Origin of the sequence: Arthrobacter alpinus, from assembly GCF_900105965.1 — a bacterium.
Classification (GTDB): Bacteria; Actinomycetota; Actinomycetes; order Actinomycetales; family Micrococcaceae; genus Specibacter; species Specibacter alpinus.
This window is the reverse complement of the sequence record NZ_FNTV01000001.1, coordinates 3,772,772-3,794,361: the sequence shown is the minus strand read 5'-3', so window position 1 is coordinate 3,794,361 and position 21,590 is coordinate 3,772,772. Positions and strand designations below refer to the sequence as shown.

The 21,590-nt window shown below is 65.3% G+C and carries 22 protein-coding genes; 8 read left to right on the top strand and 14 right to left on the bottom strand.

The features are described 5' to 3' along the window. Positions 1-3: 3 nt before the first annotated feature. Genes BLV41_RS17375 through BLV41_RS17360 form a run of 4 tightly spaced genes read right to left on the bottom strand, consistent with a single transcriptional unit; the run spans position 4 to position 4,215 of the window. A complete protein-coding gene (locus BLV41_RS17375) occupies positions 4-702 on the bottom strand; it encodes an MBL fold metallo-hydrolase (RefSeq protein ID WP_074712729.1) in 699 nt (232 codons plus the stop codon). Continuing rightward, positions 702-1,988, bottom strand: a complete 1,287-nt coding sequence (locus BLV41_RS17370; protein ID WP_244516956.1) for a dihydrolipoamide acetyltransferase family protein — start codon at positions 1,986-1,988, stop codon at positions 702-704. The genes BLV41_RS17375 and BLV41_RS17370 overlap by 1 nt, the downstream gene beginning before the upstream one ends. After that, entirely contained in the window at positions 1,985-3,055 is a 1,071-nt protein-coding gene (locus tag BLV41_RS17365; protein ID WP_074712727.1) for an alpha-ketoacid dehydrogenase subunit beta, read from the bottom strand. The genes BLV41_RS17370 and BLV41_RS17365 overlap by 4 nt, the downstream gene beginning before the upstream one ends. Further along, positions 3,052-4,215, bottom strand: a complete 1,164-nt coding sequence (locus BLV41_RS17360; protein WP_074713417.1) for a thiamine pyrophosphate-dependent enzyme — start codon at positions 4,213-4,215, stop codon at positions 3,052-3,054. Before BLV41_RS17360 ends, BLV41_RS17365 begins: the two co-directional genes overlap by 4 nt. 169 nt (positions 4,216-4,384) lie before the next feature. Between BLV41_RS17360 and BLV41_RS17355 the strand changes: the two genes are divergently transcribed. Genes BLV41_RS17355 through BLV41_RS17345 form a run of 3 tightly spaced genes read left to right on the top strand, consistent with a single transcriptional unit; the run spans position 4,385 to position 6,265 of the window. Next, positions 4,385-4,837 (top strand): Lrp/AsnC family transcriptional regulator, encoded by a 453-nt coding sequence (locus BLV41_RS17355; protein WP_044576005.1) that lies wholly within the window; start codon positions 4,385-4,387, stop codon positions 4,835-4,837. 31 nt (positions 4,838-4,868) lie between these two features. Next, positions 4,869-5,657 (top strand): isocitrate lyase/PEP mutase family protein, encoded by a 789-nt coding sequence (locus BLV41_RS17350; protein WP_074713416.1) that lies wholly within the window; start codon positions 4,869-4,871, stop codon positions 5,655-5,657. A 35-nt stretch (positions 5,658-5,692) separates the two neighbouring features. After that, complete coding sequence (locus tag BLV41_RS17345; RefSeq protein WP_074712726.1) at positions 5,693-6,265, top strand: hypothetical protein; 573 nt, start codon at positions 5,693-5,695, stop codon at positions 6,263-6,265. Here the strand turns inward: BLV41_RS17345 and BLV41_RS17340 are convergent. From BLV41_RS17340 to BLV41_RS17330, 3 genes are read right to left on the bottom strand one after another with little or no spacing between them, the layout of a single operon-like run. Further along, positions 6,262-7,182: a diacylglycerol/lipid kinase family protein gene (locus BLV41_RS17340; RefSeq protein ID WP_074712725.1), complete on the bottom strand. Its 921-nt coding sequence runs from the start codon at positions 7,180-7,182 to the stop codon at positions 6,262-6,264. The genes BLV41_RS17345 and BLV41_RS17340 overlap by 4 nt on opposite strands. Continuing rightward, entirely contained in the window at positions 7,179-8,762 is a 1,584-nt protein-coding gene (locus BLV41_RS17335; RefSeq protein WP_074712724.1) for a glycerol-3-phosphate dehydrogenase/oxidase, read from the bottom strand. Before BLV41_RS17335 ends, BLV41_RS17340 begins: the two co-directional genes overlap by 4 nt. After that, positions 8,759-9,364 (bottom strand): TetR/AcrR family transcriptional regulator, encoded by a 606-nt coding sequence (locus tag BLV41_RS17330; protein ID WP_083360850.1) that lies wholly within the window; start codon positions 9,362-9,364, stop codon positions 8,759-8,761. Before BLV41_RS17330 ends, BLV41_RS17335 begins: the two co-directional genes overlap by 4 nt. 17 nt (positions 9,365-9,381) lie before the next feature. Here BLV41_RS17330 and BLV41_RS17325 point away from each other — a divergent pair, with 17 nt between their 5' ends. Together BLV41_RS17325 and BLV41_RS17320 are read left to right on the top strand one after the other, a co-directional pair. Beyond that, positions 9,382-11,064, top strand: a complete 1,683-nt coding sequence (locus tag BLV41_RS17325; RefSeq protein WP_074712723.1) for an FAD-binding oxidoreductase — start codon at positions 9,382-9,384, stop codon at positions 11,062-11,064. Then, on the top strand, positions 11,061-11,894 hold the full coding sequence (locus BLV41_RS17320; protein ID WP_074712722.1) for an SDR family oxidoreductase: 834 nt from the start codon (positions 11,061-11,063) through the stop codon (positions 11,892-11,894). Before BLV41_RS17325 ends, BLV41_RS17320 begins: the two co-directional genes overlap by 4 nt. A 3-nt stretch (positions 11,895-11,897) precedes the next feature. Here BLV41_RS17320 and BLV41_RS17315 read toward each other — a convergent pair whose 3' ends face one another. The 6 genes from BLV41_RS17315 to paaA form a co-directional block, all read right to left on the bottom strand. Further along, positions 11,898-12,680 carry an enoyl-CoA hydratase/isomerase family protein gene (locus tag BLV41_RS17315; RefSeq protein WP_074712721.1) on the bottom strand — a complete coding sequence of 261 codons (783 nt, stop codon included), beginning with the start codon at positions 12,678-12,680 and terminating at the stop codon, positions 11,898-11,900. A 145-nt stretch (positions 12,681-12,825) separates the two neighbouring features. Continuing rightward, entirely contained in the window at positions 12,826-14,016 is a 1,191-nt protein-coding gene (paaE, locus tag BLV41_RS17310) for a 1,2-phenylacetyl-CoA epoxidase subunit PaaE (RefSeq protein ID WP_074712720.1), read from the bottom strand. After that, entirely contained in the window at positions 14,016-14,531 is a 516-nt protein-coding gene (gene paaD / locus BLV41_RS17305) for a 1,2-phenylacetyl-CoA epoxidase subunit PaaD (RefSeq protein WP_074713414.1), read from the bottom strand. Before paaD ends, paaE begins: the two co-directional genes overlap by 1 nt. Before the next feature lie 11 nt (positions 14,532-14,542). Next, entirely contained in the window at positions 14,543-15,391 is an 849-nt protein-coding gene (paaC, locus tag BLV41_RS17300; protein WP_074712719.1) for a 1,2-phenylacetyl-CoA epoxidase subunit PaaC, read from the bottom strand. Next, a complete protein-coding gene (gene paaB / locus BLV41_RS17295; protein ID WP_044575987.1) occupies positions 15,388-15,720 on the bottom strand; it encodes a 1,2-phenylacetyl-CoA epoxidase subunit PaaB in 333 nt (110 codons plus the stop codon). The genes paaC and paaB overlap by 4 nt, the downstream gene beginning before the upstream one ends. A 2-nt stretch (positions 15,721-15,722) precedes the next feature. Beyond that, positions 15,723-16,721 (bottom strand): 1,2-phenylacetyl-CoA epoxidase subunit PaaA, encoded by a 999-nt coding sequence (gene paaA / locus BLV41_RS17290; RefSeq protein ID WP_083360849.1) that lies wholly within the window; start codon positions 16,719-16,721, stop codon positions 15,723-15,725. Between the two features lie 176 nt (positions 16,722-16,897). On the opposite strand from paaA, the gene paaI reads away from it, so the two are divergent. The 3 genes from paaI (at position 16,898) to BLV41_RS17275 (ending at position 19,367) form a co-directional block, all read left to right on the top strand. Continuing rightward, positions 16,898-17,359: a hydroxyphenylacetyl-CoA thioesterase PaaI gene (gene paaI, locus BLV41_RS17285; protein ID WP_074712717.1), complete on the top strand. Its 462-nt coding sequence runs from the start codon at positions 16,898-16,900 to the stop codon at positions 17,357-17,359. Then, the gene (gene paaK / locus BLV41_RS17280) at positions 17,352-18,662 is read left to right on the top strand and encodes a phenylacetate--CoA ligase PaaK (protein WP_074712716.1); all 1,311 of its coding nucleotides are present in this window, start codon (positions 17,352-17,354) and stop codon (positions 18,660-18,662) included. The genes paaI and paaK overlap by 8 nt, the downstream gene beginning before the upstream one ends. Before the next feature lie 81 nt (positions 18,663-18,743). Beyond that, positions 18,744-19,367, top strand: a complete 624-nt coding sequence (locus BLV41_RS17275) for a TetR/AcrR family transcriptional regulator (RefSeq protein ID WP_074712715.1) — start codon at positions 18,744-18,746, stop codon at positions 19,365-19,367. Between the two features lie 68 nt (positions 19,368-19,435). Here BLV41_RS17275 and paaZ read toward each other — a convergent pair whose 3' ends face one another. Beyond that, positions 19,436-21,583: a phenylacetic acid degradation bifunctional protein PaaZ gene (gene paaZ, locus BLV41_RS17270; RefSeq protein WP_074712714.1), complete on the bottom strand. Its 2,148-nt coding sequence runs from the start codon at positions 21,581-21,583 to the stop codon at positions 19,436-19,438. Positions 21,584-21,590: the final 7 nt, after the last annotated feature.

Here is a 21,590-nt window from a genome sequence, read left to right as displayed (position 1 = left end):
CACTTACGGCGCTGCGGCGACGACCTCGGCCATGTGCGCGGCAAAGCCGGCATCCACCGGACGGCCGTGCCCGGGCACCATGACGGGGTACTTCTCACCCATGCCCGCCAACCGGCGCAGCACGGCAGCCCATTCCGAAGGGAAAGCGTCCTCGTAGTCCGGGGCCGCACCAACTTCGAGCACATCTCCGGCAAATAGCACGCCCGGAGCGCCCACCATGAGGTCTCCGCTGCTGTGCCCGGGACCCAACGTGAACAGCTCCACCTCCACGCCTCCTAGATCCAGCACTACCGTTTCGGCGCCAACGTGATGGGCGGGCAGCACAATCTCCGTCCCGGGACCGGTTGCCGCAGCCATGTCCGGTTCCGCGCCCGCGACAAAGCGCCGCTGAGACTCCCCCGTGTCCGCCATTGTTTGCGCGGCCGCTTTGTGTGCCCACAGCTCGGTAAGTCCGGCTTCCTTGAACGTGGCATTGCCAAAGAAATGATCCCAGTGGGCGTGGGTATTGACCCCCACCAGAGGCAAGGTGGTTACCGTGCGCACGGCTGCCAGAATCTCCGCGGCGTGGCGGGGTCCGCAACCGGTGTCGATCACGAGCGCCCGCTGGGCACCAACTACCAAGCCAGTGTTGACCAGCACCCGGGCCTCATTGCCAGGCAGCACAAAACAGCCGCCACCGAGCTCCTGCCATGTCTGGGGCATTAGAGATCAGCGAGGATACTGGCAGGGTTTTCGATGGCATCGGCCACGAAGCGCAGGAATCCGGCAGCAACGGCGCCGTCGCACACACGATGGTCAAAGGCCAGCGTCAGCTCCGTCATTTTGCGCACGCACAATTCTCCGTCCACAACCCACGGCTTGTCCACAATCCGTCCCAGCCCCAACATGGCAGCCTCGGGGTAGTTGATGATGGCGGCGGATCCGTCCACGCCCAGAACCCCATAGTTGTTAATCGTGAAGGTTCCACCGCCCAGCTCGGCCGGGGCAGCCTTCCCACCAAGCGCCCGGTCGGTCAGTTCACGAATGGCCCCGTCAAGCTCCCTGGCGCTGCGCCCTTGGGCATTTCGAAGCACGGGCACCACCAATCCACGCTCGGTCTGCGTGGCGAAGCCAACGTTGATCCCATCAAATTCCACGAGTTCATCCTGGCCCCCGCCCGACACCAGCGCCATATTCAGTTGTGGGAAATTGCCCAGCCCCGCCACCACAAACCGAGTCACGAACGCCAACATTCCCGGTGCCGAACCCTGAGCCTTCAGTCCCTGCCGCAGCTCCAACAACGCCGTTGCATCCACATCCACCCACACGGTGGCCTCCGGGATCTCGCGACGGCTCCGCACCATCGCCGCGGCCGCCGCCTTCTTGACACCTGTAAGCGGCGTTCTCCCAACCTCGGCCAGCCCCGTTCGTTGATCGACGACGCCGGACATCTCCCCCGCCCGCTGCGGTTGCTGGCTTGGCATGGTGTGCGTTACTGGTTCAAGCATGGCCGCCTCAACGTCTGAGCGCAGGATCAGGCCTTCACTGCCCGAACCGTGGATGCTGGCGAGAGCAATTCCATGGTCCTGGGCCAGTTTCCGCACGAGTGGCGAAACGACGAGCGGCATCCTCGGTGCCGCCTGGACAGCAGGACGGCTGCGGCCGGGACCTCCAACCTCGGTGGTCCCGTAACCAATGAGTACATTGCCCGATCCTGGGGCGCCGCCTGTGGAAGTGGCTTCGGCGGGGTCACCGCCGGCAGAAGCGATCGTGATCAACGGCTTTCCCACCTCTAGCGTCTCGCCCTCGGCACCGTGCAGTGTGACCACGGTTCCTTCGAAAGGCGAGGGCACCTCCACCACGGATTTAGCCGTTTCAACTTCGGCGATGGGCTGGTCAATACGGACCTCATCCCCCACGGCGACGAGCCAGGTGACCAGTTCGGCTTCGACCAGCCCTTCACCCAAATCCGGGAGCAAGAAGATCTGTCCGGTGGTTTGCACGCTCATGATTCCTCCCATTGGAGCCGGTCCACGGCGTCCAGGATCCGGTCTACGCCGGGCAGATAGTGTTTTTCAAGTTTCGGTGCGGGGTAGGGGACATCGAAGCCGGTTACCCGAAGGACCGGCGCCGCGAGCGAATGGAAGCAGCGTTCCTGGATTCGGGCGGCAATCTCAGAAGCCATCGAGGCAAAGCCGGGGGCCTCGGCGATCACCACGACCCGGCCCGTGGAGCGCACGGCGGCACTTATGGTCTCGTCGTCGAACGGGACGAGGGAGCGCACGTCAATCACCTGCAGGGATCTTCCCTCAGCGGCGGCGGTTTCGGCGGCCGCGAGCGCGGGTGCCACAGATGGTCCGTAGGCTATGAGCGTGGCGTCGGTACCCTCGCGGATCACTGCGGCCTGCCCAATGCTGGAGGGAACCGCGCTGGCCCCGCCGCGTTCGGCAGCCGGAGAATACCGGGCGCGCAAGGCATCCAGGTCAACCGTGTCCTTGGAGAAGTACAACTTTTTCGGCTCCATGAACACCACGGGGTCCGGGGAATTGATGGCATCGCGCAGCATGATGTAGGCGTCCTGGACGTTCGACGGCGTGAGGACGCTCAGGCCCGGAGTGTGGGCGTAGTAGCTTTCCGAGGAATCGCAGTGGTGCTCCACCCCGCCAATGCCGCCGGCATAAGGGATGCGGATAACCAGCGGCAGCCGGACGCGCCCGCGGGTTCGGTTGCCCATCTTGGCCACATGACTGGCGATCTGCTCGAAGGCCGGGTAGGCGAAGGCGTCAAACTGCATCTCCACCACGGGGCGCATGCCGTTGATGGCCATCCCGGTGGCCATACCCACGATGCCGGATTCAGCCAGCGGCGTGTCAAAGCAGCGTTCTTCCCCGAAGCGGGCCGAAAGTCCGTCCGTCACACGGAACACACCGCCCAGCCTGCCCACGTCCTCACCAAAAACAACCACGGCCGAATCGGCGTCCATGGCGTCGGCCATGGCCAGTGTCAGGGCTTTGGCGAAGGTCAGGTTCTGCACCCCGGTAAGCTCCACCAGGTTCATGACGGGTGTGGCAGTCATGGCTGGGCTCCTTGGGTTCCTGGGTGGGCTGCGGCCAGCTCAGCGGCCAACATCCGGCTTTGCGCCTGCAATTGCGGCGTGGGTTCGCTGTATACGAATCGGAACATGTCCAACGGATCCGGTGATGTGGATGTATTCAAGCCGTCCCGCAACGCCTTGGCCACTTGCTCCGCAGCAACGGCGAAACCATCGGTCTCGGCGGCACTGAGGTGTCCGGCGTCGTGCAGGTATTTTTTGAGCCGGACCAAGGGATCCTTGGGCACCCACTGAGCCACCTCCTCGGAGCTCCGGTACCGGGTGGAATCATCGGCGTTGGTGTGGGCCTCCATCCGGTAGGTGTGTGCCTCCACCAGGGCGGGGCCGCCACCGTTGCGCGCCCGCGCCACAGCACTGCCCAGCACCGCCAGCAGTGCGGCGAGATCGTTCCCGTCAACACGCTCTCCTGGCATGCCATAGCCAATGGCCTTGTGGGCCAGTGACGGCGCCACGGACTGATGGATGAGCGGCACGGAGATGGCGTACTGGTTGTTTTGAATCAAGAAGACCACTGGCACATGGAACACGGCAGCAAAGTTCAGGGCTTCATGGAAGTCGCCTTCACTCGTGGCACCGTCGCCGCACATGGCCAGCACCACTGTGTCCTCGCCGCGGAGTTTGGCAGCATGCGCCACCCCCACGGCATGCAGCAGCTGGGTGGAGAGCGGGGTGGCGGGCAGCCCGGTGTTGTACTGGTGGGGATCAAAGCCGCTGTGCCAATCCCCGCGCAGCGATTCGAAGACTTCCATGGGTGCCACGCCGCGTCCCAGAATGGCCACGGTGTCCCGGTATGTGGCGAAGAGCCAGTCGCTGCGCCGCAGGCTCGTGTAGGCCGCGACTTGGCAGGCTTCCTGCCCGAACGACGACGGATACACCGCCATCCGCCCCTGCCGCACCAATGCTCCGGCCTGTTCGTTGATGCGCCGGCCCAGCATCAATTGACCATAGCCCTCGAGCAGGGTTGACACGTCCGGCAGCTCGTAGTTTTCCTTGTACTTGCCCGCGCTGGCCGTGCCTGTATTCGCCGTTCCGTCCGGGGCAATCAGCTGGACCGGGGTGCTGGAGGGCAGCAGGTACTGGCCCTGGTGACCGGCCGCCAAGACGGCGTTTCCGGGGTACTGCATGAATTCCGGATGGTTCGTCATTGAACGCTCGTTCCTTCCACTGAAAAAGCCAAAGATGTTCCGCTAGCTTCAGTATGCGATTGCCAGAGGATTGTCGCCTTAAATGCGGGAAACTCTGGAACTTTTCGCACTCTGCGCATATTCTCAAAGACAAAAGATAAGGAGAACCATGGAATCGAATACCACCGTCCAGATGGATGATGTTGACCGGCGCATCCTTGCGGAGCTCACTCGCGATGGCCGAATGTCCGTCAGCGTGGTGGCCGAGAACGTCCATATTTCCCGCGCCCACGCCTATGCCAGGATTTCGCGGCTCACCTCAACGGGGGTGCTGACCAAGTTCACTGCGTTGGTGGATCCGGTTAAGGCCGGGCTGAAATCGAGCGCCTACGTAACCCTGAAGGTCAGCCAGCATGTGTGGCGGGAGCTGCGGGAGGAGCTGCGGGCCATCCCCGAGGTGGCACACATTGCCTTGGTCGGCGGCGATTTTGATGTGATCTTGCTGGTGCGTGCCGAGGACAACCAGGGACTTCGGCGAGTTATCTTCGATACGTTGCAGTCCATGCCCGGCGTGCTGGATACCCAAACGTTCCTCATCTTTGAGGATCTGGATACCCGGTGACTTGTGGCCTGCCCGGGGCTACGCTGAAACCATGAATCCCATACAGGAAAAGACTGCGTCCAAGGCCACCAAGCTGCTCCGCCTCCATCAAGCCCCAGAAATTTTGCAGTTGGTCAATGTCTGGGATGCCATCACGGCGAAGGTGATCGCGGACATCCCCGGCACCCAGGCCCTGGCCACGGCCGGCCACTCCATTGCCGCGTCCTTTGGTTACGAAGACGGAGAGCACATCCCGCTGGCCACCATGCTTGAGGCCGTGGGCCGCATCGCTGCTGCAACCGATCTCCCCGTCACTGCTGATCTGGACCGCGGCTACGGCAATCCGGGTGAAACGGTCCGGAAGGCTATTGGCGTTGGCGTTGTGGGGGCCAACATCGAGGACCAGATGCAGCCGCTCGCACACTCCGTGGCGCAGATGAAAGCGGCCGCGGACGCGGGAGCTGCAGAAGGAATCGACTTTGTCCTGAACGCCCGCACCGATGCGTTCCTGCGCGGTGCGGACCATGACCCCCGCGAAGTCCTCGACGCCGCCATCGAACGTGGCCGCGCCTACCTGGAGGTCGGCGCGGCCTGCATCTTCGTTCCCGGCAAACTTGACGAACCCACCGTCAAGGCACTCGTGGCCGGCATAGGACACGGAAAGGTGAGCGTCATCAATGTCCCCGGATCGCTTTCGCCGGCCAAGCTCCAGGAGTTGGGTGTTGCCCGAATCTCCTACGGTCCGTGGACGCAGCGAGTGGCCCTGACGGCGTTGGCCGACGCCGCCACGGCCCTCATGAACAATGGGTCCCTGCCGGAAGGCACCCGCACACTTAACTGAATTCCGGCCGCGCACAAAGCTGCGAGGATTGAGGAATGAAGAATCACCACACACTCCGGGCCGAAGCCGCCGAAACCGCCATCGCAGTTCAGGAAGCACCGGCCGTAAACGGGCTGGTCTTCATGACCGCCGGCCTGGGTGCACTACTTTCGGCCCTGATGCTGTTCCTCGGCGCAGGCGACCCCGCCACCATCAGTGCACCCGTATTCTTCCTCACTCCTTTGCTCCCGGCCATCTGCGCGGCGCTGCTGTGGGCTCCACTGTCCTTCACGAAGGGTACGGAGGCTCGCCGGCAAACCATCTCGGCTGCCGGAGTCCTGGTCATTGTTGGCGCCATCTTCTTCTTCGTTGAGTGGTCGGCACGCTTTGAGCTGAGCTTGTTCTTTGCGCTCATGCTCTTTGCCTGGGGCAGCCGCCTCAAACACAACCCGCTGAAGTGGGCGGCACTGCCCTACCTTGCCGCTGCGATTGTCTTGCGCGTCTTTGCGTTCCCCGGCGAAGCTTTCATTCTGGTGGTTCTGGGGGCTCTAACGATCGTCTGGCCCTTTGCCGGCCGACGCCGTCCAGCCCCGACTGCCAGCACCTCCGATGGGGAAACTTCCGACTAGTCCATTGCCAGTGAATTGGCCGGGACCAGGAACTTCACTGCCCGGGGCAGAACTTCCATCAGCGCGGGCAACGTCGCTACCTTCTCGCCGTCGGCGTAGAGATTCAGCGGTTTGCTGGCACTGATGCTCACGGCGCTGCCCCGGGTGAAAATGACGTTGCGCTGCCCCAGATGGCTGCCTCGGTAGGAGCGCAGATAGGTGGCTGCCACGCCAAGAATCGTGGCCCGTCCCAGCGAGACAACGTCAAGCCGGCCGTCGTCGGCCTTGGCTTGCGGACAAATGCGCAGGCCTCCCCCGTATTGGCCAACATTTCCGACGGCCACAAGCCAGCCGGGGAAGCTGGTCTCCTTGCCATCCACTGACACAGTGAAGGTCACGTTCTTCCAGTCCAGGAATGCCCTGATCCCGCCGTACAGGTACACAAACGGCCCCAGATTCAGGCGCGCGTCGTTGCCGTATTCGTTAGCCAGACCATCAAAGCCCGCATTGGCGACGCCCAGATAGGGACGTCCGTTGGCGAGACCAAGATCGAGCTCGCGCACGGTCAGGCGGTCCAGGCCCTGCACGGCCTTGACCGGGTTGAGGGCCAGACCGAGACGGCGCACTGTGTCGTTGCCTCGCCCGCCGGCCAGGGGAAGAACGACGGCGCCCGACTCCCGTGCCCCTGCGGCGGCGGCGCCCAAGAAGCCGTCACCGCCCAGAACCGCCACGAGAGTTCCGGCCGGAGCAAGGCGTGCCTGCTCCGTGGCGTCGGCAAGGCTTTCGGTGGTGGACACCTCCAGGGAGCAACCGGCAGCACGCAGCGCCGCGGCCGTCCGTGGCAGCAGCCGCAGCGCGCGGCCGCGGCCCGACGTCGGGTTGACCAGGAGCAGGGCCCTGCCACGCACCCACGCTCCGGCACCACTGTTTGCCGTCACTTCTGCGCTTCCTTGCCCGGCGCCCACGATGCGGCGAGAGCCAGGATGCTGCGGGCGGGGCCGCGGGCTTGCTGCGCGTCGGCGGGCACAAAGGCCAGGCGTGTGCGGCGTTCCAGCAGGTCCTCCACGGTGAACGCCCCCTCCGCGAGCACCGCGAACAACAGCTCCGCGCCCGTGATGTCTGTGCCCTCAAACAGTGGTTCGGCGAGGGACGGGTCCTGGCGGCCGAGATCGTGCACGTCGGCTGCCTCGGTGCCGTACCTGGCCACGAGCCGATCCGGCGCCGCAATCCCGCCAAGTGTTGCCGCACTCGCGGCCCCCACGAGCGGCAGCTTCTTGGTGCGGCACGGGGCATCTACGCCCAGCCGGGATACTGCGGCGTCCACCGCGTCCTGGGCCATGCGGCGGTAGGTGGTCATCTTTCCGCCGACCACCGTGATGGGCGCACCCGGTACGTCCCGGATGAGGTGCCTGCGGGAAATGTCGGCGGTTCCATCGGGGCCGTCGGCGTGCGCGGCCTCGACCAGGGGACGCAGTCCGGCAAAGGAGCCCACCACGTCGTCGCGTGCCAGGGGCACGGTCAGAGTTGTATTGACAATATCCAGGAGGAAGTCGATATCGTGCTCCGGGACGAGGGGGCTGTGGCCGTCGGCATTGTGGTCTTCCTCGTCGGTCAGCCCGATGTAGACGACGCCGCCGGGCTGGGGCAGCACAAAAACGTACCTGCCAAAGCGGCCAGGGACCGCGACGGTGTGCGCGGCGTGGGGGTTGCCCAACCGTTCGGCCCGCACCACCAGGTGGGTGCCGCGGCTGGGGGTCACGCGCAACTGCGGCTCAAAGTCGGCGGCCCACACTCCCGTGGCGTTGACCACCGTCCGGGCCCTGATGCCCACCGACTCCCCCGTCCTTCGGTCAACGGCTGCCACGGATTCCGCAGTCAGGGCTGTGGCTTCCACGTCGCGCAATATGTGTGCGCCGTGGCTGGCGGCTGTGCGGGCCACGCCCAAGACCAGCCGGGCGTCGTCCACCACCTGGCCGTCCCAGTACAGATAGCCGCGGCGCAGACCCGCCGGGTCGAGCGCCGGGGCGAGTGCCGCCACAGTCTGACTGGAGAGCAGCTGGGGGCGCGGCAGGACCCTGCTGCGCAGCCCGGACAACCTGCGCAACACGTCATAGATGACCACGCCGGCCCCGGCCGTGAGGCCTTCCCAGGCCGGTGCACTGCGGGCGTCGGGGATGACAAAACCGAGGGGGTGGACCAGGTGCGGGGCAATCCTGTCCATGAGCCAGCGTCGCTCCACGGCCGATTCCCAGGCCACGCCAAAGTCCATCTTGGCCAGGTAGCGCAGCCCGCCGTGGACCAGCTTGGAGCTGTAGCCGCTGGTGCCGGACGCCAGGTCGTGGCTCTCCAACAGCGCCACGCTCAGTCCCCGGCTCGCCGCGTCGAGCGCCACGCCGGCCCCCGTGATGCCGCCGCCAACCACTGCCACGTCCACGGTGTGCCCGGCAACATGCTCGAGGGAGCGGCGGCGGGTGTGGTCATTGATCCAGCTGCGGTTGGACACGACATCCGGGGTCATGCTTCCACCACAGCCTTGAGGTTCGACGGGGTGAGGTAGCGTTCCAGCATCCTCCCCAATTCCGCCAGCGTGTCATCGAAGGTGCCCATTTTCAGCAGGACCCGTGAGGAGAGCGCAACGCCCTGGGCGGCCAGCAACACCGCGGTAGGAGTTCCGTTTCCTGCCTCGATGCTGCCGTCGGCGATCCCGTCATCGAGCATGCCGTGCAACTCGTCGAGGATGAGCTTTTGGCTCGCCCCGAACCTGTCCGTCACATAGGGGATGAGGAATTCCGGGTCCCGTTCGGCGATGGACGCCAGCAGCTCCGAGGTGGCGAACACGCGCACGCTCTCGACGGCAAAGTGGACCAGCCGCTGGCGGCCCGTGCCAGCCGGGATCCCGTTGTGCACGCTGGCTGCGTAGGAGCGGAATTCCTGGGTCAGGGCCGCCAGCACGGCGTTCTCCACCGACCCCATGCGGCGATAGAACGTCATGCGGGAAATCCCGGCCCGCTCGGCAATGCCGTTGGCCGTGGTGCGGCGCACGCCGTGCAGCACCACCTGGTCCCGAATGGCTGCAAGCAGCTGTTGGTCCGCCAATGTGCTGGTACGTTGTGACGTCATGTGTCACACTGTATCTCATGGTGACCCACCTCACAGAAGAAATTCCCCGGTCCATCTGGTACGGCTGGGGAGACCCGACCCGGGCCAAGCCCCTGGGCCCCGGCGCTCTCGCATTCCTGCAACGCACGCTGGGACTGGCAAGTGTGGCGCGGGACCATTCCCCCGTTGACCTTGCGGACGTTCGTGTTGGCCCCTCGACACTCAGCCCGGAGCTGCTGGCGGAACTGGGCGCAATCACCGGTCCGGAGCACGTCTCCACCGAGGCCGCAGAACGCATCCTGCACGCCGGCGGCAAGAGCACCCCTGACCTCCTGCGCCGCCGCAGCGGGGACGCACTCAATGCGCCCGACGCCGTGGTGTTCCCAGGCACCAGTGCCGAGGTGGGCAAGCTCCTGGCCCTGTGCGTGCGCCGCAGGTTGGCGGTGGTGGCCTTTGGTGGCGGTACCTCGGTGGTGGGCGGGGTGGAGCCGCTGCGTGGACGTTTTGACGGCGTCATCACCCTGGACATGCGGCGCATGGACCGGCTGCTGCGCCTGGACCCGCTGTCCCGCACCGCCACCTTCGAGGCCGGCATCCGCGGCCCGGCAATCGAGGCTGCCCTGGCCCCGCATGGCCTGACTCTGGGCCATTTTCCGCAGAGCCACCAGGAGGCAACGCTGGGCGGCTATATGGCCACCCGCTCCGCAGGCCAGGCGTCCACCGGCTACGGCCGCTCCGACGATCTCGTCAAGCAAGTCCACCTCGAGACGCCTGCGGGCCCATTCGACGCCGGGTCCCTTGCGCCGGGCACGGCCGCCGGCCCCAAGTTGTTGGACGTGATGGTAGGCAGCGAAGGCACCCTGGGCGTCATCACCAGCGCCACCGTGAAGGTTTCACCCGCCCCCGCGGACAAGGCCTACGGGGCGTGGTCTTTCCCGTCATTCGAGGCTGGAGCGGAGGCCATGCGCAAACTCAGGCACGACGGCGCACGGGGCGACATGCCGCATGTGTGCCGCTTGAGCGACACGGATGAAACGGCGTCGACCTTCAAGCTGGGCGGCTGGAAAACCGGCGCCCTCCAGCGCTACCTTGGCCTGCGTGGACAGGGAACATCGGCGCTGGCCCTGTTTGTGTGGGAGGGCGAGCGCCGGGCCATCCGGGCCCGCAGGCGCCGCAGCGCGCGGATCCTGCGCCGGGCCGGCGGCATCCCGCTGGGTCCGCTGCCGGGAAAATCGTGGGAGCATGGGCGGTTCAGCGGACCGTACCTGCGCGACGAGCTGCTGACCCGCGGTGTGTACGTGGAGACGCTGGAAACGGCCGCCACGTGGAGCCGGCTGGAGGACACCTACAGTAGCGTCCGTCAGGCAATCCTCGATTCGCTGGGTGAACACGGCGCGACCGCCTACGTCCAGACCCACGTCTCGCACGTCTACTCCGACGGCGCCTCCCTCTACTTCACGTTCCTTTCGGGACTGGAGGCCGACGGCCTGGCACAGAATGCCAGGGTCAAGGAGGCCGCCTCGCGGGCCATTGTTGCCGCTGGCGCCACCATCACCCACCACCATGCGGTGGGCACGGACCACGCACGGTATCTGGGTCCCGAAATCGGGGAGCTGGGAGTCAAGGTCCTGGCCGGCATCAAAGCGACTCTGGACCCCGCGGGCATCATGAACCCGGGCAAGCTCATCCCCATCCCGGCCCAACCTAAGGAACAGCCATGACCGGCACCATCGAATCCCTTTCCAACGCCACCGTCCTGATCACGGGGGCCGCCATGGGAATGGGAAAAATGTACGCCCAACTGGCGGTGCGCGACCATGCAGCGCACGTGGTGCTCTGGGACGTGAATGCCCAGGCGCTTGAGGAGGCCGCCGCCGAACTGCGCGGCCGCGGCTCCGAAATCCACAGCCAAGTGGTGGACGTCAGCAGCCTCGAGGCCATCGAGGAGGCGGCTCAGTGGGTGCGCAGCGAGGTGGGCACCCCGGACATCCTGATCAACAACGCCGGCATTGTGCGCGGCAAGTACTTTTGGGAGCACGACCAGCGCACCGACATTGCCGCCACCATGGCCATCAATACCCTGGCGCTGATGCACATAACGCGCGAGTTCCTGCCCGCCATGATCAGCGGCGGCCGCACCAGCCGGATCGTGAACGTGGCTTCGGCGGCAGGGCTGCTGTCCAACCCGCGCATGAGCATTTACTCCTCCTCCAAGTGGGCCGTGGTGGGCTGGAGCGACTCCCTTCGCCTGGAGCTGCAGCAGGCCGGCCACCGCCACGTCATGGTCACAACGTTCTGCCCGTCGTACATCAAGACCGGCATGTTCGAGGGCGCCCGCGGACCGCTGCTGACCCCGCTCCTGGAGCCGGAGGCCGTCACGGAGCGCGTGTGGCGGGCCATGAAGGAGGGCACGCCGATGCTGCTGATGCCGTGGACCGTGCAGCTGAGCAAGACGCTGCGCGGAGTCCTGCCGCTGCCCGTCTGGGACGTGGTGGCCGGGCGCGTGTTTGGCGTCTACAAGTCCATGGAACACTTCACGGGCCGGAAGTAGCCGCTACTTTCCGGTGAATCCGGGCTTCCGCTTGGCCGTGAACGCAGCAAAGCCCTCCGCGTAGTCGGCCGTTGCAGACAGCGCCACCTGCGCCTCATTTTCAAGGGCGACGGCGTCCCACAGTCCCAGCCGGTCCCGGCGGATCGCTGCCACGAGGGTTTTGCTGGCGAGGAACGCCTGGGTGGGGCCGGTCGCGGCCTTGGCGGCCGCGGCGCGGGTGAAGTCCAGGAGTCCCTCCGCGGGCAGGGCCCGGCTGAACAACCCTGCGGCCACCGCGTCAGCCCCGCTCATGAGCTCCGAGGAGTAGACGAGGTCGAGGGTCCGGTGTGCGCCGAGCATTTCGGTGAACAGCCAGTGCCCGCCGGAGTCCAGGGTGGCGCCCAGATTGCCGAATGGCGAGCCAAACTTGGCATTCTCCGCTACGTACACCACGTCGGTGGCTATGAGCAGGCCCAACCCCACGCCGAGGCAGGCACCTTGGGCGGCGGCAAAGGTCGGTGCCGGGAAGGCGGCCATTTTCTGCAGGAGCGGGGTCAGCAGCCCATCAAGGTAGCCGCGGGCGTCGTCGTTGGCCCCGTCAACGCCGGCGATGTCCCGGCCCGCGCAAAACGCCCGCCCCTCCCCGCGGAGAAACAAGGCCCGAACGCTGCCAGCCGCGGCAGCAGCACCGGCCTCGTCATAGGCGGCGCTGAGTTCGCGCAGACCATCCTCGTTGAGCGCGTTCAGCTTGTGCGGGGCATTGAGCACAATCTCTGCCACGCCGTCAGCAATGGAAAGCTCCATCATGGTGACTCCTCAATGTCCGAAATTGGTGCAGGCGGTGGACCGACATTTTTCCGGCGACTATCCGACGCACCGGCCGCGGGCGGCCTTTGGCGTCTCCTTTACGTCGCCTACAAAAAATGCCGGCTCCGCCGCCTGGAACAACCGGCTAGCCGTCGTAGTCAACGGTGACCTCGGGCGTCGTGGGACGGGACTGGCAGGTGAGGACGTAGCCATTGGCCACCTCGTCCGGCTCCAGTGCGTAGTTCTCCTCCATCTCCACGTGGCCCGAGACGAGCTTGGCCCGGCAGGTGCCGCAGACGCCGCCGGCGCAGGCGAAGGGGACGTCGGGGCGCACGCGCAGGGCCGCGTTGAGGATGGATTCGCGGGCGTGGGTGGGGCTGAGGATGTCGGCCTTGAGCCCGTCGAGGGTGAAGGTGATCTTGTAGTTTTCCTCGGATCCGTCCACGATGACGCGGCGTCCGGCCTGTCCTTCCGGGCGGCTGGGCGTTCCGGTGGTGAACAGTTCGAACCGGATCCGGGCCCGGGGCACACCACGGGCGGCAAGCGTGTCACGGCACAGTTGGACGAGTTCAAAGGGCCCGCACAGGAACCATTCGTCCACGTCGTCGCTGTGGATGGCGGTGCCGAGCAGTGCCTCGAGCTTGTCGGCGTCGAGCCGGCCGCTCATGAGCGGGGCGATGCGCTGTTCCCGGGAGAGGACGTGGTGCAGGGCCAGCCTGGCCGGGTACTTGTCCTTGAGGTCGGCCAACTCTTCCAGGAACATGACGTCCATGGAGGCCTTGTTCGCGTAGATGAGGTCAAAGCGGGTCTCAGCGTTGGCGGCCAGCAGTGTGCGTGCCAGGGCGATGACAGGCGTGATGCCGGAGCCGGCGGCGATCGCCACGAACGTGCCTGCCTCGCGAACCAGGTCTTCGGGGTGATTCAGGCCGGTGAGCACGTTGGAGACACCGCCGTGCTTGGAGATGAAGGCGCCCATGGGGCTCATGACATCCATCGTGGTGCCAGCCGCCAGCTCGGCGTTGGCCCAGGTGGAGAACTGCCCGCCGAGATCGCGCTTGATGGCCACCCGGATTTCCGAGCTTCCGTCGGCGAAGGCGGCCGGCGGGGCGCAGATGGAGTAGCTGCGGCGCACCTCGCGGCTCACGCCGTCGTCGTCGGGCATCTGCAAGCGCAGCGCCACATATTGGCCGGGGAGGTAGTCGTAGTAGCCGGCCAGCTCGGGCGGAACGGCGAAGGTGACCTCGATGGCGTCGTCGGTGAGCCTGCGGACCTGCGACACGGTCAGGGAGTGGAAGGCGGCTCGGCGCCGGGCGGCGGCATCAGCGGGAACGGTCATTAGATCACCTTGAAGTAGTCAAAGGGTTCCTTGCAGTCCTGGCAAACGTACAACGCTTTGCAGGACGTGGAGCCGAAACGGGTGATTTCCTTCGTTTTCAGCGACTGGCATTGCGGGCACTTCACTGCCAGCGCCAGCCGGACACGGCCGCTGTGGCCGCCGGCACCTGAATGGCCGCTGGGGGCGGCGATCCCATATTCCTCCAGCTTGGCCTTGCCGGCATCGGTCATCCAGTCGGTGGTCCAGGCCGGCGCCAACACCATGGCGACGTCGACGTATGTGTAGCCTTCGGCGGCAAACACGCTGAGCAGATCATCGCGGATGGCATCCATGGCGGGGCAGCCGGAGTAGGTGGGCGTGATGGTGACCCGAATATGTGGCGAGCCGGTGTCGGCGTCGTGCACTTCAACGGCGCGCAGGATGCCCAGATCGGCAATGGTCAGTACAGGGATCTCGGGGTCGCAGACGCGGGTGGCAATGTCCCAGGCCGCCTGCTGCACCGTCCGTTCCTTCATGTCCACGGCGGTCACCAGCTTGCCCCGGGGTATTCGCGCGCCAGCACCTGCATTTCGGCCAGCAGGTAGCCCAGGTGCTCGGAGTGGCGCCCGCGCCGGCCGCCTCCGGTGGCCATGGGCAGCGCCGGGACATCCAGTTCCGCTTCGGCCAGGACGTCTCCGGTGACCCGGTCAAATTCCGCGCGCAGGCTGGAGGGGACCACTCCGGCACTGCCGAGCCGCTCCGTCAGCGCATCATCCTCGAACAGCTCCCCCAAGAATGGCCACATCAAGTTCAGCCCGGCCACCATGCGGCGGCGGGATTCGCCGGTGCCGCCAGCCAGGCGCAGCACCCATTGCGTGCTGTGGTCCAGGTGGTAGTCCACTTCCTTGACGGCCTTGGCGGCGATCGCGGCCAGCATCGGATCGCTTGATTGGGTCAGCTCCCGGTAGAGCGGGAACTGGTAGTTGGCCGCGATGAATTGGCGGGCGATCGTGGCGGCAAAGTCGCCGTTGGGCTGCTCGAACAGGTGGGCCGAACGGAATTCCGGTTCGCGGCGGAAGTAGGCAAGATCGTCCTCGCTCTTGCCCCACGCGCTTCCCGCGTATATCAGGAAGGAGCGGGCGTGGCCAAGCTGGTCCAGGGCGATGTTGCCCAACGCCACATCTTCCTCCAACTCGGGGGCGCGGGAAATCCAGTGGCCCAGGCGCTGCGCCAGGACCAAGGCATCATCGCCCAGGCGCAGCGCATATTCCGCGACGTCTTCACTGGGCTTCTCGGCTCCCTGGCGTGCGGCGAGCGCAATGTCCTCCGGGCGCAGGGCGTTGCCGGGCGTGATGCGGGTAGCGGAGGCGGATGCGTCGCCCAGGGGCTGCGTCACAGGTGTTTCACCCCTTCGCTCTTGGTGTAATAGGTCGCGTGCCGGTAGTCCTTGCCCTGTGGCGATTCAAAGAAGGAGCCCTTGGAATCGGGGTCGGAGGCGGCGATGGCTTCGGCCGGGACAACCCAGATGGACACGCCCTCGTTGCGGCGGGTGTACAGGTCACGGGCGTTGCGCAGGGCCATGGATGCATCGGGCGCATGCAGGGATCCGGCATGGACGTGGCTGAGGCCGCGGTTGGACCGCACGAACACCTCCCACAGGGGCCAGCGGTGGGCAGCTTCGGCGGGGGCCGCCGTCGAACTTTCAGCGAATTCTTGCGCGTTCATGGTTAGGCTGCTGCTTTCTGTGCGTGCTTGGCGGCCTGCTTGTCGGCATAGGCCGCGGCGGCCTCACGAACCCAGGCGCCTTCTTCATGGGCCGAGCGGCGGCGCTCCAGACGCTGGGCGTTGCAGGGGCCGCGGCCGGCCAAGACTTCCTTGAACTCTTCCCAATCCAACGGGCCGTGATCCCACTTGTTGGTCTTCTCGTTGAAGGCGATCTGGTCATCGGGCAGGGTCAGGCCAAGCACCTTGACCTGCTCAACGAGCATTCCCACAAAGCGGTTGCGAAGCTCGTCGTTGCTGAAGCGTTTGATGTTCCACGCCATGGACTGCTTGGAATTGGGGGAATCGTCGTCCGGCGGCCCAAACATCATCAACGACGGGGCGTACCAGCGATTCACCGCATCCTGGGCCATGGCGCGCTGTTCCGGGGTGCCGTTGGCCAGTTCCAAAAGGATCTCGAATCCCTGGCGCTGGTGGAACGATTCCTCCTTGCAAACCCGGACCATGGCCCGGCCGTAGGGACCGAAGGAGGCCCGGCACAGCGGAACTTGATTGCAGATGGCGGCTCCGTCCACCATCCAGCCAATGGCACCCATATCCGCCCAGGTAACGGCGGGGTAGTTAAAGATCGACGAATAGCGGGCCTTGCCGGCCACCAGCGCATCCATCATCTCGTCCCGCGAGGTGCCAAGGGTTTCGGCGGCCGAGTACAGGTACAAACCATGACCAGCCTCGTCCTGGACCTTGGCCATGAGGATCGACTTGCGCTTAAGGCTAGGCGCCCGGGTGATCCAATTGGCCTCGGGCTGCATGCCAATGATCTCCGAATGGGCGTGCTGGGAGATTTGACGCACCAGCGAGCGACGGTAGGCGTCCGGCATCCAGTCACGTGGTTCGATCCGGGAGTCCTTGGCGATAATTGCATCAAAGTTGTCTTGCCCGGCAGCGTCCTGTGCGGCCTGGCTCTGTGCGGATGTCCCCCCGGACTGCAGGTTCTGTGCCATGACTTCTCCTTGATGTGCACGGGTTTTTGCCGACATTAATTACCGACCGTTCGTTCAGAATATAACGTGACCGCCGACTCGTCAATCGACCCCCTGCCCCGCAGGCCTGGATTGACAGAACACCACGGAAGGGTATTACCTAATGAACATTCGGTAAGAAAAGTGAGGAGCACCACATGGGTTCAAACATGCCGGGAACCGACCATCCGCTGCTCTCCAATGACCATGCATCGCAGTGGCTCGGAATTGAGGTCCTGCACGTCGCCGACGGACAGGCCACCATCGCCATGACCCTGCGCCCGGAAATGATGAACGGGTTCGGCATCACCCACGGCGGCATGATTTTCGCCCTCGCCGACTCGGCCTTTGCACTGGCCTGCAACCCCACCGACAGCGACGGCGACACTGTGACTGTTGCGGCCGGCGTCGACGTGAACTTTCTGGCGCCCAGCCGGGCGGGCCAGCGCATCACCGCCGTCGCCACGCGCCGCCACGAGCAAGGCCGCAGCGGACTGTACGACGTCCAAATAGTCTCTGGGGACCCGGGTGGCACCACGGTGATCGCCGAATTTCGCGGCCGCAGCCGGACTATCCCCAACCGCCACACCCAGCCAGAAAGGTCCCTCGCCGATGACTGACTCCGCCGTAATTGACCCGTCAAAGTTGGATGCCGCGGAGCTGATGGGCCGCGACGAGCTCGAGGCACTGCAGCTGAGCCGCCTGCAACACACGCTTGCCTATGCCTACAGCCGCGTGCCCCTGTACAAGCGCAAATTTGATGAAGCCGGCATCCATCCTTCCGATTTGAAGGAACTGGCCGACCTGGCCAAGTTTCCGTACACCACCAAGGAAGACCTGCGCCAGGAGTACCCCTTCGGCATGTTCGCCGTGCCGCAAAGCGAGGTGGTTCGCATCCACGCCAGCTCCGGCACCACGGGCCGTCCCACCGTGGTGGGCTACACGGCCAACGACATCAAGGTCTGGGCGTCCCTCGTGGCCCGTTGCATGCGCGCATCGGGAGTCCGCCCCGGCATGAAGGTCCACAACGCCTACGGGTACGGGCTGTTCACCGGTGGGCTCGGCGCCCACTATGGAGCCGAGGCGCTGGGCACCACCGTCATCCCCATGTCCGGCGGGCAGACGGAAAAGCAGATCCAGCTGATCACCGACTTTGAGCCGGATGCCATCATGTGCACGCCCACGTACCTGTTGACCATCATGGACGCCATGCAGCACCGCGGCATCGACCCGCGCAGCACCTCCTTGAAATTTGCCGTCTGTGGGGCCGAACCGTGGACCGAGGAAATGCGCCACGAACTGGAGCAGGGCCTGGATATCCAGGCCTGCGACATCTACGGCTTGTCCGAGGTCATGGGGCCCGGGGTGGCCGGTGAATCCGTGGAAACCAAGGACGGCAACCACATCTGGGAGGATCATTTCCGGCCGGAAATCATTGACCCCTTCGATCACTCCACGGTGCTGTCCGACGGCGAGGAAGGCGAGCTGGTGTTCACCTCGCTGACCAAGGAGGCGCTGCCGATCATCCGCTACCGCACCAAGGACCTCTCCCGGCTGCTGCCGGGAACCGCACGCCCTTCCATGCGGCGGATGGCCCGAATCACCGGCCGCAGCGACGACATGATTATTTTGCGCGGGGTGAACTTGTTCCCGTCCCAGATCGAGGAGATCGCGCTGCGCATCCCGGCCCTGAGCCCGCACTTCCAACTGGAGCTGACCCGCACGGCTCGCATGGATGAGATGACCATTCACATCGAGCCGCGGGAGAACACCACAGCGGCCGAACGAACCGCCGCAGCCGAAACACTGAAGTCCCAAATCAAGATCCATGTGGGTTCCTCCTGCACCATTGACATGGTCGCTCCAGGCACCTTGGAGCGATCCAACGGGAAGCTCAAACGAATCTTCGACAACCGCCCCTAACCCAGGGCCTCCGGCCGCGAGGAACCCGATGCGAGCTTGCGAGCGTCGGGAGCGGCTGGGGACCGTGAGAAACTAGGAACCATGCCCTCCACCCACCCCGCCGCTACAGCTTCCCAGCCTCCCGCCACCAAACGCGGGCGCCCAGGATACGACCAACAGTCGGTGTTGCGCATCGCCGTCGACGTCTTCAACAGGCACGGCTACGAGGCCACGTCGATGGGGATCCTGGCGGAGAATTTGGGCATTTCCAAATCCGCCATCTACCACCATGTGCCCTCCAAGGAGGAGCTGCTGCGGCTGGCCCTCGAGGAAGCCCTGGGTGGTTTGGAAGAAGTTCTGACCCTCGACGGCGCAACCTCCGGAGCTGCCCAGGCACGCCTTGAGTTTGTTCTGCGTGGCACCATGGCCGTGCTGGTGCAACGCCTGCCGTTCGTCACCTTGCTCCTGCGGTTGCGGGGCAACACCGAGATGGAACGGCAGGCCCTGTCCCGGCGCCGCACCTTCGACAAGACCATTGCAGGTTTGGTCTCAGACGCTCAAATGGACGGTTCGGTGCGCAGCGACATCGACCCGGGCACCATCACCAGGCTCCTGTTCGGCACCATCAACTCAATTGTGGAATGGTACAAGCCCGGGGGTGCCCTCACGGCAAAGAAACTGGCCGACGACGTCATCTCCCTGACCTTCGAAGGCCTGCGCCGCTGACCCTGGCCACACCTGCCCTGCCTCGCGAACGTACAGTAGTTGCTGATGTTGCCTCGAAACATCAGCAACTACTGTACGTTCGGCAGGCGGGCGTAGAGCGTGTCTTGCTTTTCCACGAGCGTCAGCACGTCGTAGGTGGCCACGATTTCGCCGTCCTGGTTGTGCAAGATGGCATCCCAGCACACCTCACCGTATTCATCCGTGACGCGCGGGGTGATCTTCTTGGCCGTCAGCGTCACCCGGATCGAGTCGCCTGCGGCCACGGGCGTGATGAAGCGCAGCGATTCCAGCCCATAGTTGGCCAACACCGGCCCCGGCGCCGGCTCCACGAACAGTCCGGCGGCCCATGACACGAGCAAATAGCCGTGCGCCACGATGCCCGGGAAGAACGGGTTCTTTTTCGCGGCAACGGCGTCGGTGTGGGCGTAGAAGGTGTCGCCTGTGGAGTTCGCAAACGCCGTGATGTCTTCCAGTGTCATCTGGCGCAGTCCCGACGCGAAGGCATCCCCGATGCGCAGCTCCGCCAAGGACTTTCGGAACGGATGGACCGCCCCGGCCACTGCCCCAAACTCTGCGGAGCCGGCCGCGACCCGGTCCGCGCCTGCATGCCAGACGCCCGTAATGGCCGTGAGCATGTTGGGCGAGCCTTGAATGGCGGTGCGCTGCATATGGTGCTTAACCGAGCGGATGCCACCGAGTTCTTCGCCGCCGCCTGCCCGACCCGGCCCGCCGTGCACCAGGTGCGGCACGGGCGAACCATGACCGGTGGAGGTGCGGGCATCTTCACGGTTGAGCACCAGTACGCGGCCGTGGTGGGCTGCGATCCCGGTGACCAGCTGCCGGGCCGTTGCCGGATCGTTCGTGCACACGGTCGCCACCAGGGAACCGGCCCCCAGCGCGGCGAGCCTGACCGCCTCGCTGAGATCCCCGTCGTGCGTTTCATAGCCAATCACACTGGACACGGGGCCAAAAGCCTCCAGCGCGTGCACTTCCGGGGCCTCGGCGTTGGCCCAGCTCAGCAGAACCGGTGTCATGAACGCACCCTCGACGACGGCGGCCACGGAGCCGTCGGCACGGGTCACCGTCGGCGTATCGAGGGTGCCGTACGCCAGTTCACCACCGGCGGCGATCATGGTTTCCACGGCGGCGCGGACGTCGGCCAGCTGTTCCAATGAGGCGAGCGCCCCCATCGTGACACCTTCCGCGCGGGGGTCGCCCACCACTACACGCTCATCGATGCGCGCACCGATGGCGTCGATGACGGCCTGTTTTAGTTCGTTGGGGACAATGGTGCGCCGGATCGAGGTGCACTTTTGGCCGGCCTTAACCGTCATCTCTGTGACCACTGACTTGATGAAGGCATCAAATTCCGGCGTTCCCGGGACGGCGTCGGGGCCAAGGATGGCGGCGTTCAGGGAGTCGGTTTCCGCTGTGAAGCGGACGCCGCCAAAAACCACGTTCGGGTGGTTCTTGAGCGTTCTGGCGGTGGCGGCGGAGCCGGTGAAGGAAACCATGTCGCGGTAGTCCAGCACATCCAGCAAGGTGCGGGCCGAGCCGGAGATGAGTTGCAGCGAGCCCTCCGGCAGGATCCCCGATTCGACGATGGCGCGCACTGCGGCCTCGGCCAGGTATCCGCTGGGTGTGGCCGGCTTGACGATGGTGGGCACCCCGGCCATGAATGCCGGGGCGAACTTTTCCAGCATGCCCCAGACGGGGAAGTTGAAGGCGTTGATTTGGGCGGCGACGCCGGGAATCCGGGTGTAGATGTGCTCGGCGATGAATGAGCCGTCCTTCGACAAGACCTCCACGGGGCCGTCAACAATCACGTTCGAGTTGGGCAGCTCGCGCCGGCCCTTGGAGGAAAACGTGAACAGCACGCCAATGCCGCCGTCTATGTCCACCATGGAGTCAACCTTCGTGGCGCCCGTCCGGGCCGAGATTGTGTAGAGCTCTTCACGGCGGCCGTTGAGGTAGGCGGCCAGTTCACGCAGTTTCAGGGCCCGTTCGTGGATGGTCAACTTGCCCAGCTCAGCCTGTCCCACGGTGCGGGCATGCTCGACGGCGGCCCCCAGGTCCAGCCCTTCGGCGGACACTCGCGCCAGCACGTCACCGGTACTGGCATCGCGGGCATCGGTGGCTGTGACGCCGTCGGCCGGGGTCCACCACGCATCCTGGATGTAACTCGGAACAGTTTCAATAGACGGTGCAGTGGTCATCGTTGAC